Source organism: Bacillus sp. 005/A4HT-01/001 (assembly GCF_004634445.1).
Classification (GTDB): Bacteria; Bacillota; Bacilli; order Bacillales; family Bacillaceae; genus Bacillus; species Bacillus altitudinis.
This window is the reverse complement of sequence record NZ_SEIZ01000008.1, coordinates 69583-86480: the sequence shown is the minus strand read 5'-3', so window position 1 is coordinate 86480 and position 16898 is coordinate 69583. Positions and strand designations below refer to the sequence as shown.

Annotated in this window: 19 protein-coding genes; 10 read left to right on the top strand and 9 right to left on the bottom strand. The window is 39.1% G+C overall.

Annotated features, from left to right (window positions below; genetic code table 11):
- Positions 1 to 336 precede the first annotated feature (336 nt).
- Positions 337 to 843: a universal stress protein gene (locus ES896_RS18255; protein WP_017366927.1), complete on the top strand. Its 507-nt coding sequence runs from the start codon at positions 337 to 339 to the stop codon at positions 841 to 843.
- A 210-nt stretch (positions 844 to 1053) separates the two neighbouring features.
- Here ES896_RS18255 and dat read toward each other — a convergent pair whose 3' ends face one another.
- Complete coding sequence (gene dat / locus ES896_RS18245) at positions 1054 to 1908, bottom strand: D-amino-acid transaminase (protein WP_008348952.1); 855 nt, start codon at positions 1906 to 1908, stop codon at positions 1054 to 1056.
- A gap of 295 nt (positions 1909 to 2203) precedes the next feature.
- On the opposite strand from dat, the gene ES896_RS18240 reads away from it, so the two are divergent.
- On the top strand, positions 2204 to 3058 hold the full coding sequence (locus ES896_RS18240; protein WP_008348955.1) for a polysaccharide deacetylase family protein: 855 nt from the start codon (positions 2204 to 2206) through the stop codon (positions 3056 to 3058).
- 38 nt (positions 3059 to 3096) lie between these two features.
- On the opposite strand, the gene ES896_RS18235 is transcribed toward ES896_RS18240, so the two are convergent.
- The 3 genes from ES896_RS18235 to ES896_RS18225 form a co-directional block, all read right to left on the bottom strand.
- Positions 3097 to 3828, bottom strand: a complete 732-nt coding sequence (locus ES896_RS18235; RefSeq protein ID WP_026050067.1) for an NAD-dependent protein deacylase — start codon at positions 3826 to 3828, stop codon at positions 3097 to 3099.
- Between the two features lie 29 nt (positions 3829 to 3857).
- Positions 3858 to 4946, bottom strand: a complete 1089-nt coding sequence (locus ES896_RS18230) for a mechanosensitive ion channel family protein (protein WP_024719970.1) — start codon at positions 4944 to 4946, stop codon at positions 3858 to 3860.
- Between the two features lie 164 nt (positions 4947 to 5110).
- Positions 5111 to 5212, bottom strand: a complete 102-nt coding sequence (locus tag ES896_RS18225; RefSeq protein WP_017360338.1) for a YhdX family protein — start codon at positions 5210 to 5212, stop codon at positions 5111 to 5113.
- A gap of 305 nt (positions 5213 to 5517) precedes the next feature.
- Here ES896_RS18225 and ES896_RS18220 point away from each other — a divergent pair, with 305 nt between their 5' ends.
- Genes ES896_RS18220 through crcB (ES896_RS18210) form a run of 3 tightly spaced genes read left to right on the top strand, consistent with a single transcriptional unit; the run spans position 5518 to position 7001 of the window.
- The gene (locus tag ES896_RS18220) at positions 5518 to 6234 is read left to right on the top strand and encodes a glycerophosphodiester phosphodiesterase (RefSeq protein WP_135227142.1); all 717 of its coding nucleotides are present in this window, start codon (positions 5518 to 5520) and stop codon (positions 6232 to 6234) included.
- The gene (gene crcB / locus ES896_RS18215) at positions 6234 to 6635 is read left to right on the top strand and encodes a fluoride efflux transporter CrcB (protein WP_017366925.1); all 402 of its coding nucleotides are present in this window, start codon (positions 6234 to 6236) and stop codon (positions 6633 to 6635) included. Before ES896_RS18220 ends, crcB (ES896_RS18215) begins: the two co-directional genes overlap by 1 nt.
- Positions 6636 to 7001: a fluoride efflux transporter CrcB gene (gene crcB, locus ES896_RS18210; RefSeq protein ID WP_135227141.1), complete on the top strand. Its 366-nt coding sequence runs from the start codon at positions 6636 to 6638 to the stop codon at positions 6999 to 7001.
- Here the strand turns inward: crcB (ES896_RS18210) and ES896_RS18205 are convergent.
- Entirely contained in the window at positions 6998 to 7390 is a 393-nt protein-coding gene (locus ES896_RS18205; RefSeq protein ID WP_046343072.1) for a hypothetical protein, read from the bottom strand. The genes crcB (ES896_RS18210) and ES896_RS18205 overlap by 4 nt on opposite strands.
- A gap of 89 nt (positions 7391 to 7479) precedes the next feature.
- Positions 7480 to 8862, bottom strand: coding sequence for a hemolysin family protein (locus ES896_RS18200; protein ID WP_017360343.1), 1383 nt, complete (start codon positions 8860 to 8862; stop codon positions 7480 to 7482).
- Positions 8863 to 9197: 335 nt separating this feature from the next.
- On the opposite strand from ES896_RS18200, the gene ES896_RS18195 reads away from it, so the two are divergent.
- Both ES896_RS18195 and ES896_RS18190 read left to right on the top strand, forming a co-directional pair.
- Complete coding sequence (locus ES896_RS18195) at positions 9198 to 9638, top strand: MerR family transcriptional regulator (RefSeq protein ID WP_008348973.1); 441 nt, start codon at positions 9198 to 9200, stop codon at positions 9636 to 9638.
- 58 nt (positions 9639 to 9696) lie between these two features.
- Entirely contained in the window at positions 9697 to 11028 is a 1332-nt protein-coding gene (locus ES896_RS18190; RefSeq protein ID WP_007497105.1) for a hemolysin family protein, read from the top strand.
- A gap of 39 nt (positions 11029 to 11067) precedes the next feature.
- Here ES896_RS18190 and ES896_RS18185 read toward each other — a convergent pair whose 3' ends face one another.
- Positions 11068 to 11670, bottom strand: a complete 603-nt coding sequence (locus tag ES896_RS18185; RefSeq protein WP_017360344.1) for a lysophospholipid acyltransferase family protein — start codon at positions 11668 to 11670, stop codon at positions 11068 to 11070.
- Positions 11671 to 12056: 386 nt separating this feature from the next.
- On the opposite strand from ES896_RS18185, the gene ES896_RS18180 reads away from it, so the two are divergent.
- The 3 genes from ES896_RS18180 to ES896_RS18170 are packed head-to-tail and all read left to right on the top strand — an operon-like array spanning position 12057 to position 13877.
- Entirely contained in the window at positions 12057 to 12548 is a 492-nt protein-coding gene (locus tag ES896_RS18180) for a sigma-70 family RNA polymerase sigma factor (protein WP_008348979.1), read from the top strand.
- Positions 12541 to 13599, top strand: a complete 1059-nt coding sequence (locus tag ES896_RS18175; RefSeq protein ID WP_024719964.1) for an anti-sigma factor — start codon at positions 12541 to 12543, stop codon at positions 13597 to 13599. Before ES896_RS18180 ends, ES896_RS18175 begins: the two co-directional genes overlap by 8 nt.
- Positions 13587 to 13877 (top strand): hypothetical protein, encoded by a 291-nt coding sequence (locus ES896_RS18170; RefSeq protein WP_008348984.1) that lies wholly within the window; start codon positions 13587 to 13589, stop codon positions 13875 to 13877. The genes ES896_RS18175 and ES896_RS18170 overlap by 13 nt, the downstream gene beginning before the upstream one ends.
- 44 nt (positions 13878 to 13921) lie before the next feature.
- Here ES896_RS18170 and bcaP read toward each other — a convergent pair whose 3' ends face one another.
- A complete protein-coding gene (gene bcaP / locus ES896_RS18165) occupies positions 13922 to 15322 on the bottom strand; it encodes a branched-chain amino acid transporter BcaP (protein ID WP_135227140.1) in 1401 nt (466 codons plus the stop codon).
- A 456-nt stretch (positions 15323 to 15778) separates the two neighbouring features.
- Positions 15779 to 16609, bottom strand: a complete 831-nt coding sequence (locus ES896_RS18160) for a C40 family peptidase (protein WP_008348987.1) — start codon at positions 16607 to 16609, stop codon at positions 15779 to 15781.
- Positions 16610 to 16898 lie beyond the last annotated feature (289 nt).

Genomic DNA, 16898 nt, shown 5'->3' with positions numbered 1-16898 from the left:
AGGCGCATGTTGACAAATACGCAACATACGCCTTGATTCATCCGATCAATTGGAACATACGAGTCCCTTTTCAATGACCAATGAAGGTGTAATTGTCACGTGAATCAACCCATTCATGCAGTTTGATTTCATTCTTCCAATGATGTTGCACATGACATTTCCTCCTTTTGGCTCTTGAATCTTTTTTTATCTTATAGTGGCTGTCACTATTTTGTCAATAAATATTTTTCAATAAATGAAATTTTCTAACAAAAAGTTCACACCCTTTATGTGTATCTTTTTCAGATATCGGGTATACCATGAACGTATAGACTCCTTTTGAAAGGAATGAGGACATTGTTTCAAGCTGATCGGATGGTCGTTGCGTTTGATGGACATGAAGACAGTAAGAAAGCATTAAAGAAGGCAATCGCTTTAGCCAAAACGTTGCATGCCAAGCTAACCGTTGCCTACGCTCATGATGGGAAATCCAGCAGACAGGTGTTTGATGCACCTCGCCCAATGACTGGCGGCGCTTATATCGGAGGCGGCATGGCAGACCTTCAAACACCCCCTGTGTATGTACCTCATGATGAACAGCAAAGTCCCTTGATTTTTGAAGATCATACAGAAGAGGTCGTTGCAGAAGCAAGAATGCTGTTAAATGAAGAGCAGTTTGAAGCTGCAATTGAAATTGTTGAAGGGGAGCCTGCAGAAGCGATTATCGAATACGCTGAAGAGATTTCAGCAGACCTCATCGTCATGGGAGCACGTGACCAAAGCAGATTGAAAAAAATGCTCTTTGGCAGTGTGAGTGAAAAGTTATCGTCCAAATCAGATATACCTGTACTGATCGTGAAATAAATGTCATCACAAAAGGCTAAAATGAACTTTATTTTAGCCCTTTGTCTTCTTTTCAGCGTGATAGAAAACCTTTGCAGCCCTAGGAAGGACGAGTACTGGCGCGGAGCGAATTTGACATTCGTGAGCACCAGCACGCAGGACTGACACCGAATGCGAGGGTTTGTCTACACGCTGAAAGGCTGTAAACATTGGTTTACAGCCTTTTTCCTTTTACGAAGAAATAGATGCTTCGCTTTCATGCTTAATTTTTTTCTGGAACCCTTCCTGGACACGCTTCGTGATCTCCCCTGGAACACCTTCCCCAACTGGCTGACCATCTATCTCTACAATTGGAATCACTTCAGCTGTCGTTGAACTAATGAAAATTTCCTGCGCATGCAAAAGTTCGTCTTTACTCATGCGGGTTTCTTCCACACGACATCCTTCTTCCTGACAAACCTCTAGCAGCTTTCTACGTGTAATGCCGTTTAAAATCAGGTTATTTGCTGGGTGTGTACGAATGACACCGTCAATGACGGCATACACATTCGAGGACGTCCCCTCTGTCACAAAGCCGTCTCTTATTAAAATCGCTTCAAACGCACCAGCTTCAGACGCTTTCTGCTTTTCCATGACGTTATATAAAAGGTTTAAGCTTTTAATATCACATCTTAACCAGCGAAGATCTTCAGACAATAGAGCTTTCGCACCAGCTGTCTGCTCTTGAATAGGCTTTTTCACTTGAAATGTATATGCCGTAATCTGAGGGGTAAGTGCACCATATTGATGTTTACGAGGTGCGACGCCTCGCGTGACTTGAATATACACGCCGCCATCAATCACTTGATTATCTGCGACTAGCTTCTTCAAATTCTCTTCCATATCCGATACTGTACCTTGCAGATGAATGCCGATTTCCTTTGCACTCTTGAATAGACGCTCAGTATGCTCTTTTAATGTAAACAAAGTTCCATTATATACGCGGATGACCTCATAGACTCCGTCGCCAAATTGATAGCCTCTGTCTTCAATATCAACATGTGCATCTTTTTTTTCAATAAAATCCCCATTGTACAATACTTTCATATGGAATCTCCCCTTCGCTTTGCTTAATGGTTGAATCTGATGCTATCTTAGCGGATAAATGTAAACGTTTCAATGATTATTCAGAATTATTTCATATCCATTTGACTGGATAACCTTCTATTGTAACAAATATAGATTCATAACCAAAAAGATTCCAATTTTTTAGCATCTTCTATATTCATAGGCTCTTTTTTCCTGTATACTTACTCCATATGAGCACGACAAAAAACAGCGAAAAAAGACAGAATCCACTACATGATTCGACACAAACTACTGATTTATTGGAGCGATTGTAATGCAACGGGTTACGAAAAAACAGACACCTTCAAACACGATGCTGCTCTCAAAGGCAATTGGTCTAGTCATTCTGACATTGATCCTTTTTTTCATTTGGGATATATCTAAAACCAATATGCAGGCAGCAGATCAACCGAATGAAGTGTCTGCGAGCAGTCCATTTCGAGACACAAGTACAAGTCTGAAAGCAAAAGATGATTCGCCAAAAACATTAGATGCACATTTTAAGATCAATCCAAACAAACATGTAACGGATCAAACGATCTTTTTGACCTTTGATGATGGCCCTTCTGCTACATCAAATCAGCTGTTAGATGTGCTAAAATCACAGCAAGTGAAGGCCACATTCTTTATGCTCGGGCCGCAAATCAAAGAACACCCAACAGCTGTGAAAAGACTTCATCAAGAAGGTCATCAATTAGGACTTCATGGCATCACGCATGATGTGAAACGCTTTTATCAAAAAAGTGATTCTCCTGTAAATGAGATGAAAGAAGATCAACGTATATTGGCTTCTGTTACTGGTGAATATACACATCTTGTGAGAACACCTTATGGCAGTTCTCCAAACTTAACAGACCAGCAAAAAACACGTTTAAAACAAAAAGGCTTTGTATACTGGGACTGGACCATTGACAGTCTTGACTGGAAATATAAAAGCTCAAAATATGTACCAGAAGTATTAAATCAGCTGCAAGTGCTTGAAACCAAGTACCCGAAAGAGCCAAAAATCATCTTAATGCATGATCAACCAGCTACCGCAAAATACTTAAACAGTCTGATCACACAATTAAAGGCGAAGGGCTACACGTTTGAAGTCCTTGATGAAACAATGAAGCCACTACAGCAATAAAGCAAACCCGCACCTGTTGGATGCGGGTTTTTTATGATTTATAAAGCATTCACAAGCTCGCCAATTCGTTCGTGAAAGACAAGATCAAACAGCGGATCGAATTCCGTTTCACTTAAATTCATCATGACCTTAAAGATGGAAGGATGATGAGCAGCATCTTCTGGAATATATCGTGCTGGTGCCACTTCTAAGGAAGTTCCCATGACGAGCAGCATGTCCGTTTGCTGGAGCGATTTCTCCACTTGATCAAAGTGCTTCACCATGTCTCCAAAAAGGACAACATCTGTTTTAAGTACTCGTCCACATGTGCGGCCGTCTGATGAAATCCGCTCACAAACCGGCACCTCTTCTTGTAATAAATAAGGCAGTTCGTATGTTGACCCGCATGATGGACATGTAGCTGTTTGAATGGAACCATGCAGTTCATACACATGCTGGCTTCCCGCTTTTTTATGCAGACCATCGATATTTTGCGTGAAAATATCCACGCGTTTTCCTTGCTTTTCTAAATTGGCTAAAAAAGCATGTCCAGCATTTGGCTCGTACTCTCCACTCATCTTCATTTGAAACAATTCTTTGAATTTCGGCCAAAATTGATGAGGATGTGATAAAAAGTAAGACCGGCTCATTGCCTCCATGCGAGAGGTATCTTCTGTCCATAGTCCACCTGTTGATCTAAAATCGGGAATTCCCGATTCTGTGCTCATCCCAGCACCTGAAAGGACCGTAATATGTGAGGCCTTTGATAATCTCTCTCTTAGCGCTGCCACTTTTGTTTGATCCAACCACCATTCCTCCTTTATTCACCGAGCTGTTTCTCACCTTTTTGTTTCATATAAATGGTCTGTCCAGGGAAAGCAAATTCTACCCCTTCTTCATGGAAAATATCAATAATGCGATAGTTAATATCCTGCTTAATATCCAGGTTTTCAGACCAAGCCGTTGTGTTTGTATAAAAGTTAAAGAATAAGTTTAAATAGCTGTCTGCCAGCACATCGAAATTCACCATTATCGTTTCCTTATGAACCCCATCATGCTCATAAAGCATTTGTTTCAGACGTTTGATGCACTTATCAATGTTTTCTTTCGGTGTATTGTACGATACGCGAACAGAGAACGTAATTTGACGTTTATTCATTCTCGTCCAATTTGTGATCGGCTCCTTTGAAAGGGTCGAATTTGGCACGGTCACCACCGCTTCAGCAGGTGTTCTAAATTTTGTGCTTCGGAAGGTAATGTCCTCTACAGTTCCAAGTACACTTGGAGTCTCTACAAAATCGCCCATTGTAAAAGGCTTCTCTGTAATAATCACAATTCCTCCAAAAAAGTTCGCCACTGTATCCTGCGCAGCGAGCGCAAAAGCAAGACCACCTAGACCAAGCCCAGCCACAAGTCCGTTCACATCATAATTAAACTCTTGTGCAATGACGCTAATACTCAGTGCAATAATCATAAAACGAAGAACCTTTGATAAAAATGGCGCTAAAATATCATCCATCTCTAATTCAAATTTTGAATTCACTTTTTGAAATAAGAAGGAAGAAGCTGCGGTTAGATTACAAAGTCCCCACGTCAGCATCAAAATAATAGAGGATCTATACAATTTGACAATGACATCCATATGGTGCTCAAAGTATGGGGCTTGTCTTAACGCAAAATATAAACCTAGCGCCACAAAAAACAGCCTCGCAGGTTTTTCAAACGCCACGACAATTTGGTTAATGACTTCGGTTTTAGACCGGTTTGTCAGCTTAAAGAGCAGGTGAAACAAGTATTTCGTAAATACTTTTCGAAGTAATAAAAAAAGCAATAAAATACAAAGGCTAATGCCTATTTGGATCGCAATATCGACTGTAAAATATGTATCCATCCATTTTTGTGTAAACATCTCTGTCTCTCTCCTTTAAAACAATCCTCTCTAGTTTATAATATAACCTTCGTTTATGTCCTCTCTTAAATGTCTGACCTCTATATAAAAAGCCTCGGGACCTATCCCGAGGCATGATGTTCAATTATGAAATTTTGGCTTGAGACATATCGACGGGCAGCAAACTACTTTTTCTTCTGAGCCTGATCAAGGAGAGTCGCTTTAAACATTTCAGCATCCGTTTCGGCCTTAATACGTTCTTCCACTCTAATTCTCCCTTTACCCAATCATCTCGCCTCCTTTTCATCATTATAAAACATCAGAATTTTCAGTCAACATGACGAAAGCACTAATATTTTGACGAACGCTGACGATTTGGACAAAATTGATCGAAGAAAAATTGATGTAATTCAGGTTTACTCAATCAAAGCTTGCTCTATTCCTGTAAACTTTTCAAAATGATACATCAAGCTTTTTCAGTACTGAGGTTCCATGATAATACGGCGCTCTTCTTCTCCATATAGTAAAGAAGGAAAACCAACAAAGCATTTGATATGATAAGACCAGAACTTATGTCAGGGAGCTGGAGCAAGTGTATATTATCGCACATAGAGGGTCATCAAGCGCAGCCCCAGAAAATACAATCGCTGCGTTTGATGTAGCTGTCGAGCAAGGAGCAGATTATATTGAATTAGACGTACAAATGACAATGGATCAGCACGTCGTCGTCATCCATGATGATACCGTTGATCGAACGACGAACGGAAACGGTTTAGTCAAAAGCTATACACTTGATCAGTTGAAAAAATTGGACGCAGGAAGCTGGTTTGACCACCAGTATACGAATGAACGAATTCCAACATTACAAGAAATTCTTGAAAGATACAGTCAGCGGATTGGGATATTGATCGAGATCAAACACCCAAAACGGCAGATAGGAATCGAAAAGGCCGTTGCCCGCATCATCAATCGGTTTGCCTATTCTCGTCATATCATGATTCAATCTTTTGATGTTCATGCACTGCAAAGAATCAAAGCATTCGCCCCTTCTCTTCGCACAGCTTTGATTATCAAGCCTGATGCATTTAAACTAACGAAACGAAAGTTAACGACATACAGCTCGTTTGCAAATTGTCTTAATATGAAGAAAACGATGATCAATAAATGGTGGATAGATCGTATTCATTCATTCGGAATGGAAGTATTCATATGGACTGTAAAAGATCAAAAAACAGCGGATCGAATCAAAAAATATCCAATTGATGGTGTGGTAACGGATAACCCGCTATTTTTTCAAAAGGAGAAATGATGCAGATGAAAACTTATTTCGCCGTTTTTATCGGTGGATTGATTGGTACACTTTGCAGATATGAACTAAGCCAAACTGTCATCAGCCAGACATTCCCCTATGCAACGATGATTGAAAACATTTCTGGCAGCCTGCTTCTTGGTTTTGCGACAGGATACTTTCTATTTCAGAAAGGAAAAAAAGATCTTGCAGCTTTGATTGGAACAGGGTTTTGCGGCGGGTTTACGACCATGTCCACCTTTTCTAAAGAGACAGTTCTTCTGTTACAGGCAGGGCAGTTCAATTTAAGTATGATGTACATCCTGCTCTCAGTCATTGCTGGAGTAGCCGCTGCTTTAGCTGGCCTGATCCTTGCTGAACGGCTCTTTCATCAAAATAAGCAGCAGAAAGGAAGCAGATAAATGATTGTTTTTTATACAGCTGTAGCTGGAGGGATCGGCAGTGCATGTCGTTTCTTCATCAGCCAAACAATCCAGAAAACTCCATCCCATGCCCTTTTACCGTACAGTATTATTTTCATTAATTTATTAGGTGCAGCCGGTTTAGGTTTTCTCACAGGCGCTGTAACGTCCAATCATCCACTGCTAGTGATCATAGGAACCGGTTTTTTTGGCGGCTTTACCACATTCTCTACGTTTAGTGTAGAATCTGCGACGATGCTGATGCAGCGTCAAATAGGAAAGCTTGCTGCCTATTTACTTGTGACAATTATCGGCTCTTTATGCCTTTTTGCGGCGTTTTATCAAATAGGACAACTTCTGTTTTAAATATCTGTGATGGCTGCTAGGCTGATGAGCAGTTGATCCATCAGCTGGCGCTTCATTAAAAATAGTGTCTTCTCACTATAGCCGATTTCGATTGCACATTTTGCCATGCGCCAATCTCGAAAATACTTATAATCAATGAGCTGCTGCTCTATTTCATCCAATTCTTTTAAAGCCGTTTCAATACAAGCAACAATCAGTTCATACTGATTTTTCTGCTCTTCTAATTTTTGACGTGCCATATGATGATGTTGGAGAGAACTTCGCTTTTCAAGCTGTCTTTCAATATTTAAAATGGCTGCTTGATAGTTCTTGAAATTTTTTAAATGAAACTCAATACGTTTCATTGAGGTTTTTTTCTCCGTGATACTTGCTGTTTCATACCAGAGCATGTCCATCCCCCTTTCACGAACGTTTGTTCTTATTATATACGAACATACATTCTTAAAAAAGAGGCTAAATACCTAAAAAAACCTTGAGCTTATTTTTCGCTCAAGGTCATTTCATTTACTAACAGCGGCTCTTTTATATCAAGCCCTGTGCGTGTATTTTCTTTTTCTGATGATGTGACGCCTTTTTTCAGGTCGATCTTTTTCACATAGCGTCCATCCATCTCCAAGACCTTCATCCGAATATCATCAAGATAAATGGATTGTCCTTCTCGGATATCAATGTTCTCATTTAAGATTAGCCCGCCTATCGTATCAATTTCTTCATCATGATATGACATTTCGATCAAATCTTGAACTTCCTCTAATCTCACTTTTCCATCTAATATATAATGATGCTCCGCTCTCTTTTGAATGACCGGCTGCTCATCTTCATCGAATTCATCTCGAATGTCTCCAACAATCTCTTCTAAAATATCCTCCGTTGTGACAAGTCCAGATGTCCCGCCATATTCATCCGTTAAAATCGCCATATGCATTCGATCGCGCTGCATCTTGACGAGAAGCTCTTGAATTGGAATCGTGTCAATCACTTCAATCACTGGATAAATATAATCTTGAAGCTTCAGTTGATCTTTTTCTCCTTGATACACAATATCTGCAAAGAGCTGCTTTTTGTTGAGCATGCCAATGACATGGTCTTTATCCCCTGAAAACACGGGGAAGCGTGTGTACTTTTCCTTTGTCATGATCGCCAGTATTTCGTCTAACGGCATATCTTCTGGAATCGCACAAATTTCTCTTCGCGGTATCATAATTTCTCTTGCGATTCGATTATCAAAATCGAATATCTTGTTCATATAATTATACTCTGATGAGTTGATTTCCCCATTTTTTAAGCTTTCAGATAATAAAATCTTTAATTCCTCTTCGGAATGGGAATGTTCTTTTTCAGACCCCATATCGATACCCATCATTTTCGTTAGTACACGGGCTGACCCGTTCAACACATAAATGAAAGGGTACATAAGGATATAAAATGCATGCAGCGGTCCTGACAGCCAAAGCGTCATTTTTTCTGCCTTTTGTATGGCAAGTGTTTTTGGTGCAAGCTCGCCAACAACTACATGCAAAAAGGTAATAATAGAGAACGCAAGTGTTGCTGAGATCAGGCTGATTGCTGAATCAGGAATGTTTGTCAAACCAAAACCTCGAACTAAAAGTTCTTTTACTGCCGGTTTACCGATCCACCCTAAACCAAGGGATGTCACTGTAATACCGAGCTGGCAGGCTGACAAATATTCATCTAGCCTTGATGTCACCTTTTTCGCCATGATAGCCTTTTTGGACCCTTCGGCAACAAGCTGATTAATTCTTGAACTTCTCACCTTTACAATGGCAAATTCAGATGCAACAAAGAAAGCTGTTAAAGCAATCAAAACTCCGACTATACTCAGATTAACAATATCGTCCATTTAACCTTGCTCTTTCTTAGAAGAACAAGGAGTCACCTCCTGATTGATGATGTTGTCTTTTGCAAAACGGTTAACTGATTAAATAAGACTACTTTGAGGGCCCCACTTAACCACCTCCGGTTCACGTAAAATCCGTCTCTCTACATATATATGAAACGGTATTCATTTTATCTTACCATAAATAATCTGAAAATTCCTGTATCGCTACAGTATTTTAGAGATGACAACCTAAATTGATGGAAATGCCCTTTGTTTCTTCATATTGGCAGGAAATCTGAACAATTATCTTGTATTTCAGACTCGAATTATATTAAACTATTTTCATAAACTATAACGTGACGGTTAGGAGGAGATGTTCAGATGGGGCTGAGAAAAAGTATCGTATTGGTGAACTAGCACAGATTGCACAGGTGACGAAACGAACTGTAGATTATTATACGAATCTAGGGTTGCTTGCGCCTGTTAGATCTTGCTCTAATTATCGTTATTACGATGAACATGCTTTAAAACGATTACAATTAATCGTTCTTTGCAAACAGCAGAGATTGGCTCTTTCTGACATCAAATCCAGATTAGATGAACAATTCCCTTCTCAAAAGGAAGATCCTGATGAACTTGTCCATTTAACCTCTGATATCGATCGGATGAATGAGCATATGGACCGCATTTTGGCACGTTGTAAGCAGCTTCAGCCAGAACAACGTGAAAAACTAAAAGAGCAGCTTACTCCTGAAAAAATGACGGCTGTCCAATCATTTTTACTGCTGTTAAGTTAAAATTTTTACTAAACAGGAGGTGTTACCTTCGTTCTCAAAGTCAGAACGAAGGCCTTAATTGGACATAGTGAATTTACTCATAGTTGCTTTGCTTATAGCTTTAACCGCATTTTTCGTTGCATCAGAGTTTGCGATCATTCGCTTAAGAAGCTCAAGAATTGATCAGTTAATCGCAGAAGGTAATAAAACAGCAGTTGCTGTCAAGCATGTCACGACTCACCTTGATGAGTATCTGTCGGCCTGTCAGCTCGGTATTACCATTACCGCCCTTGGGATTGGTTGGTTAGGGGAAGAAACAATTGCGCACATGCTTGCTCCACTATTTGTAGAGCTGTCGATTCCTCAATCAGCCAGTCATATTGTCACTTTTATTATTGCGTTTAGTATTATGACGTTTTTACACGTCGTGGTTGGAGAGCTTGCACCAAAAACACTCGCCATTCAAAAGGCTGAGCAAGTGTCCCTTCTATTTGCTAGACCGCTTATGATATTTTATAAAGTGATGTTTCCGTTCATTTGGGTGTTAAATGGATCTGCTCGTTTATTAACGAAAGCATTTGGTCTTCAACAAGTATCTGAGCATGACATGGCGCACTCTGAAGAAGAATTGCGGATTATTTTATCTGAGAGCTATAAGAGCGGCGAGATTAACCAGTCTGAATTCAAATATGTGAATAAAATTTTTGAATTTGATGATCGTCTGGCGAAAGAAATTATGATTCCTCGTACCGAAGTTGTCAGCTTCCCGCATGATATTACGATTGAGGAAATGCTGAAAGTGACCAAGGTCGAGAAATATACACGTTATCCAATTGAAGATGGCGATAAAGACAACATTATCGGTGTTGTGAATATTAAAGAAGTACTCACTGCATGTATTAGTGGTGAATGTTCCACAAGTGATACGATCGAACATTTTGTAAACCCAATTATTCATGTAATTGAAACGGTTCCTGTTCATGATCTACTGCTTAAAATGCAGCGTGAGCGTGTACACATGGCCATTTTATCAGATGAATATGGCGGTACAGCAGGACTTGTAACAGTTGAAGACATCCTTGAAGAAATCGTCGGTGAAATTCGTGATGAATTCGATATTGATGAAATCAACGAAGTGCGTAAACTGGGAGAAGACCACTATATCTTTGATGGAAAGGTTCTTGTGGATCAAGTCAACCTGCTACTAGGTATTCAGCTTGATAACGAAGAAGTCGACACAATCGGCGGCTGGTTCCTTACACAAAAATATGAAGTCGAGAAAAATGACGCGATTCGTGAACAAGGCTATGAATTTATCATTAATGAAGTCGATGGACACCATGTGGCATACATCGAAGTCAAAAAACTAAACGAACAACTATTAGAAGCAGCTGAAGAAGGCGCTTCTTAAGAAAAAAACGACCCTTGCCTTAGCAAGTGGTCGTTTTCTTTATCCCTTTTCGATTAACTTAGCTTCAAGTTCTTTGATTCTTGTGTTTAATACTTCTGTCATCGCACCTAATCTTTCTTTTGGCGGCAGATGATCAAATTCAGACAGCTCAATCGGTTCACCAATAATTAAGCGCATTTTCCCCTTCTTAAAAAGGCTTTTTGCATTAGAAGGTCCTTTGTACGCTGCTGGTACGATTGGTGATTTGCCGAGCTGCGCAATCGTAACGGCCCCTCTTTTTAAAGGAACATCTTCTGTTGTACGTGTTCCGCTTGGAAAAATCCCAACGATTTTCCCCTCTTTTAATAATTTAATGGGCGTTTTAATACTGCTTGGCCCAGGATTCTCTCGATCAACTGGAAAAGCATGAATCTTCTTTAAAAATCCGCCGATCCATTTATTTGCAAACAATTCTTTTTTCGCCATGTAGTGGATCTCAAACGGAAGAATTCCTGCGCCTAATGCAAGAACATCCACAAAACCCTCATGCGTACAAGCAATGACAAACCCCCGGTCTGTTGGCAGATTCTCTTTTTGATATACTTTGATTCCGCCTCGGAGAGCAAAAAATGCTTTGACGGTATAGCCTGAAAATTTATACATAGTGCACTTCCTTTGTTTGAAGAATGAAGGATTTGTTTCTATTATAACAAATTTTTTATTACCTGGTACTAAAAATTTTCTCCTACTGATAAAATAGAGACGGTTCACTAAAATCATCTTTTCACTTAAGATTACTGCTCCTTCTGTATTCAAGCATGTGTTTTTAGGAGAGAATAGAGGAAGAAATGTCTCCAAAATTGTCGTTTTTTGAGTTTTTTTCCTGATTTGTTCTATTGAAAACACTTTATAAATGATGCAAATTTCGCTATGATAAGGAGAAATGATTTTGATTCGGCGAAAGAGATGAGTAATGTACGGCCTATGAGAAGTTTCGTGCAACTTTATGCCTTTCTTATGCGTGTATAACATAGAGGGGAGAAAAATCAGTGACGATCGATGAAATTTATCAAATGTATATGAACGATGTTTACAGGTTTCTGCTCTCCATGACAAAAGACAAACATTTGGCAGAGGACTTATTGCAGGAAACCTTTATGCGTGCTTATATACATATTCATTCCTACGACCATAGCAAAGTGAAACCTTGGTTATTTCAGGTGGCACGAAATGCTTTTATTGATTATGTCAGGAAACATAAAAAAGAAGTGACCATATCGGATGATCTCATTGGCGGCCTTTTACAAACGTCTGTACAAAGTCCCGCTGAACAGATTGAAATAAAAGAAGTCCTCAACATGTATTTGGAGCAGCTTCCAGATAACTACAAGGAAGCGTTGACATTGTATTATTTAAAAGAGCTGAATTACAAAGAAGCATCCAAGGTCATGAATATTACTGAAGCAAATTTTAAAAGTGTTTTATTTCGTGCAAGGCAGCGCCTAAAAGCACTATATAACAGAGGTGTTAATGATGAATGAAGAGTTTAATAAGCGATGGGAACAATATAATAATGGCGAGATGAATGAAGAAGAAATGATGGCGTTTGAAGAAGAGCTCGAAGAAAATGAAAAACGCTTAAGTCAAGAACTGAATGACTCAGATTGGACAGACTTCTCCATCAGTCCTGAAAAACAAAAAGCCATTTTACAATACGGAAAAAGAAAGTCCTATTTACGTATTTCTGTGCTTGCTGTCATATCTACACTGATTATTTTACCGCTTTGTACACTAGGTAGTTATCTATACTACGGCGTTGGCGGAGCAGACAGTAAAGGCAATCATTTTATGGAAACGGCCGCTGTAACAGTCGCCCTAACAAAACCGAATGTCGCCATTGATATGAAGGATTTAAAAGGGCAAGTCAAACTGTTTGGTATGAACACAGAACTTAAGCTGCAAAAACAAATTGGCAATAAAACAGAAGCCATCGGCAGTGAACAAATTGAAATGTTTTTCGATAAATTAAAGCAGCCTACGATCTCTTATTATGGCGACAGTGCACGTAATACGGAGGATTTCTTTACGCACCCTTCGTCTCAGGCAGATACATCTAAAAAACAAACACTCACCACTTTAGACAAGCTGCCTGAAGGAACAGTGAGTGAAGTGTATGTATCCTATGACAAAGCATACACACCGAAAGACGTGTATTCATTTGCTAAAAAATATGATATGAAAGTGCTTTGGAATGCGATAAAAACAGAAGATTCATTAAGTGGAAATCAGCGTCCAATCGGTTTTCCCGGGAAAGACTCTGAATTTTTAAAAGAGCTTCAGCACACATCAAAAACAGAGGTTGATCAGTTCAAAGATGCCCTCGCCTATGTCAACCAGCATCCATCCTGGGCAAAAACGATCTCTGGCAGACCTGAACTTGACCTCTCTAACCGAATACGCTACATCAATCAAAATGGTGTCACGGTTTACGGTTCTGTTGTCACAGGTCCTTCTAAAGAAATAGAGAAATTTGTGAAGACAAAACGCATTAAAACGGCCAAAGTGAGCGAGGTGGAATTATGGAATTGGTAAGAATTTTTAAAGAGCATAATGTGTTTGGCTGGATTTCGGTCGGCACCGCTATTTTATCGCTGCTCATGCTGAACCTCGCCATTATCAGCAATGTGACATTTTATTCGTTTCAAATGCTTCCTTTTGCAATGGCCGCAGTTCCATTCGGTGTGATTGAACTGTTCATTAAAAAAGGCCGCACTGGACCAGGTTTCCTAGGCGTCGTTCTGAATATTTTTGTCATCGTTTGTGTCTATGCGATCGTCTCCATTGATGTCGATCTTCAATTAGGTTTTTAATACTAAAAAGCCAGTCATACTTGACTGGCTTTTTCTGTACACTCTTATTTTTTGTTTAATTCGGAGTGCTTTCTTGAATATAAGAAATAGACAACAAGCCCAATGGCAAGCCAGATTAAGAAACGAACAAATGTGATGGTGCCAAGCTTATAAATGAGCAGTCCGCAAGATAGAATAGCCAAGATTGGAATGAGCGGCACTGCAGGGCATCTGAATGCTCTCGGTAAATCAGGCTGTGTTTTTCTCATGACAATGACAGCAACTGAAATCAAAATGAAAGCTGAAAGTGTTCCGATGTTCACTAGACTTGCCAACTCATCAAGCGGAATGAATCCACCCATTAATGCTGACAATGTCCCAAAGAAAAGAGTATTGATATAAGGTGTTTTATGTTTTGGATGAACCTTTGAAAGAACCTTTGGTACCAAGCCATCACGAGACATGGCAAACATGACACGTGTTTGGCCGTACAGCATGACAAGCATGACCGTGGTCATCCCTAAAATCGCCCCAACATCTACAATACCCGCCACCCAATTTTGACCGGCTACTTGTAAAACAAGAGACACTGGATGGGATACTCCCTCAAAGTTCATAAATGGAACAATGCCTGTCATGATGGCACTGACTACCACATACAACATGGTACAAATCAATAAGGAAGTGATGATTCCTCTTGGCAAGTTGCGGGATGGATTTTTTGTTTCCTCTGCCGCAGAAGCAACTGCATCAAATCCGATAAATGCAAAGAATACGAGAGCTGCTGCACTTAACACGCCTGAAGTTCCAAAAGGAACGAATGGTGTCCAGTTTTCAGGTTTTACAAATTTCACAGCGACTAAAATAAAGAGCAGAATCACCGCAATTTTCATAATGACCATAATGTTGTTGACTCGTTTTGATTCTTTAATACCGAAGTACAGCAAGAAGGTGATGATCATTAAAATAATAAATGCAGGAAGATTAAAATATGTCACTTGACCCTTTAAACCACCTGGTGCTGCTGTTAATTCAACCGGTATATGAATCCCTATCCCATTTAAAAACGACACAAAGTAGCCTGACCAGCCTGCTGAAACGGCACTAGCGGCTAGCATATATTCTAATATCAAATCCCAGCCAATGATAAACGCTAAAAATTCTCCCATAGATGCGTACGTAAATGTATAAACAGATCCTGATACTGGCACTGTGGAAGCGAATTCCGCATATGACAATGCCGCAAATAAACATGCAAGACCTGCAATCACAAATGATAAAACAAGTCCTGGTCCTGCTGTGACGGCGCCTGTACCTGTCAGAACAAATATCCCTGTACCGATAATCGCTCCAATACCAAGCATCGTTAAGTCAAATGAACCTAATTCCTTTCTTAACGCTTTTTCCCCTTGTGTTGCCGCAATTAGCTCTGAAATGCTCTTCTTTCTAAACAACGAATTGCTCATACCATCACTCCCAAAACTTAGTATCCGTCTAAAGACGCCACCACTTCGTAATTCACTTTATTTTCTGAATATTTAGATTTAATTTAGCGCAATAAATTAGTGGCGTAAAATTATTATATATGAAAATTAAAAAATGAAAACACTTTTTTTCGAAATAGAGTGAAAATTCTTATTTATCAACAAAATATTTGTCAATCATCAGGGTAGATTTTCTTCAATCTTTATTCAAATCATAGCTTGGCTTCTTCTATTTATTATACAACATACAAAATTATACTTTTTTGATATAATTTTTATAAAGTGAAAATAAAATTATTCTTTTGATAACTTGTCTTCACTTTTGCTTATTTAAAAGCCTTTAGACTCATAGAGAGCTATGATAAAGGACTGATTGAGCTGCGCAAACGATATACAAAAAAAGAGACTGCCTAGTAAGCAGTCTCTTAAGATCCATTATTAATTTACAAATGTCTTTGCGCCAAGGTAAATTGGCTTCCAATAGCTTGAAGTCATATCGCTGATCGTCACACCATCAGAAGCAGCGTGGATAAACTTGTTGTTCCCAAGGTAGACACCCATGTGAGATGGGCCAGATTTATAGGTTGTAAAGAAGACAAAATCTCCAACTTTAGGTGTTGAGACGCTTTTCATTGATCCCCAAAAACCTTCAGTTGTTTGTCTTGAAATCTTTGTTTGTTTGTTAATGATATACCACATAAAACCGCTGCAATCAAAGCCTTTCGGTGTCGTTCCACCCCATTTATATGGTGTACCGTTTTGTGCTTTCGCATCTGCTACGAGTTTAGACGTGTTTAAAGAAGAAGTAGCAACTGTTTTTTCTTTGACAGGTGTTGGTTTCACTTTGGATGTCTTTTTCACTTTCAGCTTTTGTCCAATTTTAATCAGATCTGTTTTGAGTTTATTTAACGATTTCAGCTCTTTCACTGTCATTCCATATTTTTTGCCGATTTTAGATAAAGTATCACCTTTGACAACTTTATGAGTGGCTGTCGCTGAAGACGCTTTTACTTTTGTTGTTGTTTTTGATGTTTTCGTTACCTTTTTTGAAGAAGTACCATTCACTTTTAAAGTTTGTCCAACATAAATCGTGTTAGATTTCAGTTTATTGTCTGATTTAATCTTACTTACGGTTGTTTTGTATTTTTTCGCTAGAACAGAAAGAGAGTCACCTTTTTGAACCTTTACTGATTGTGCTGAGGCAGCTCCGGCAAATAATGTCGTCCCAAGTAGAACTGCACTTGCAGCTGTGATCAATTGTTTTTTCATTTGTTCCTCCTGTATGTATCTATCGTGATCCGAATTTTTATCTACTTTCTATTATAAGGATCGAATACCAGAAGAAATAGTCTTGACTTCCTACGACATTATGCTTATTAATTCGGCAAAAATTATTTTTTTTTAGGGTTCTTTTTATTTCATTTTTATTACACAATCATGACAAAACAAATGCATCTTGTCATAGATAAATCATACATTCATTTCTCTTTTTGGTTCATTCTATGTAAAGTGGACCTTTACAATTTTAAAGTGAACTTTACGGTGCTGTCATTTGGAA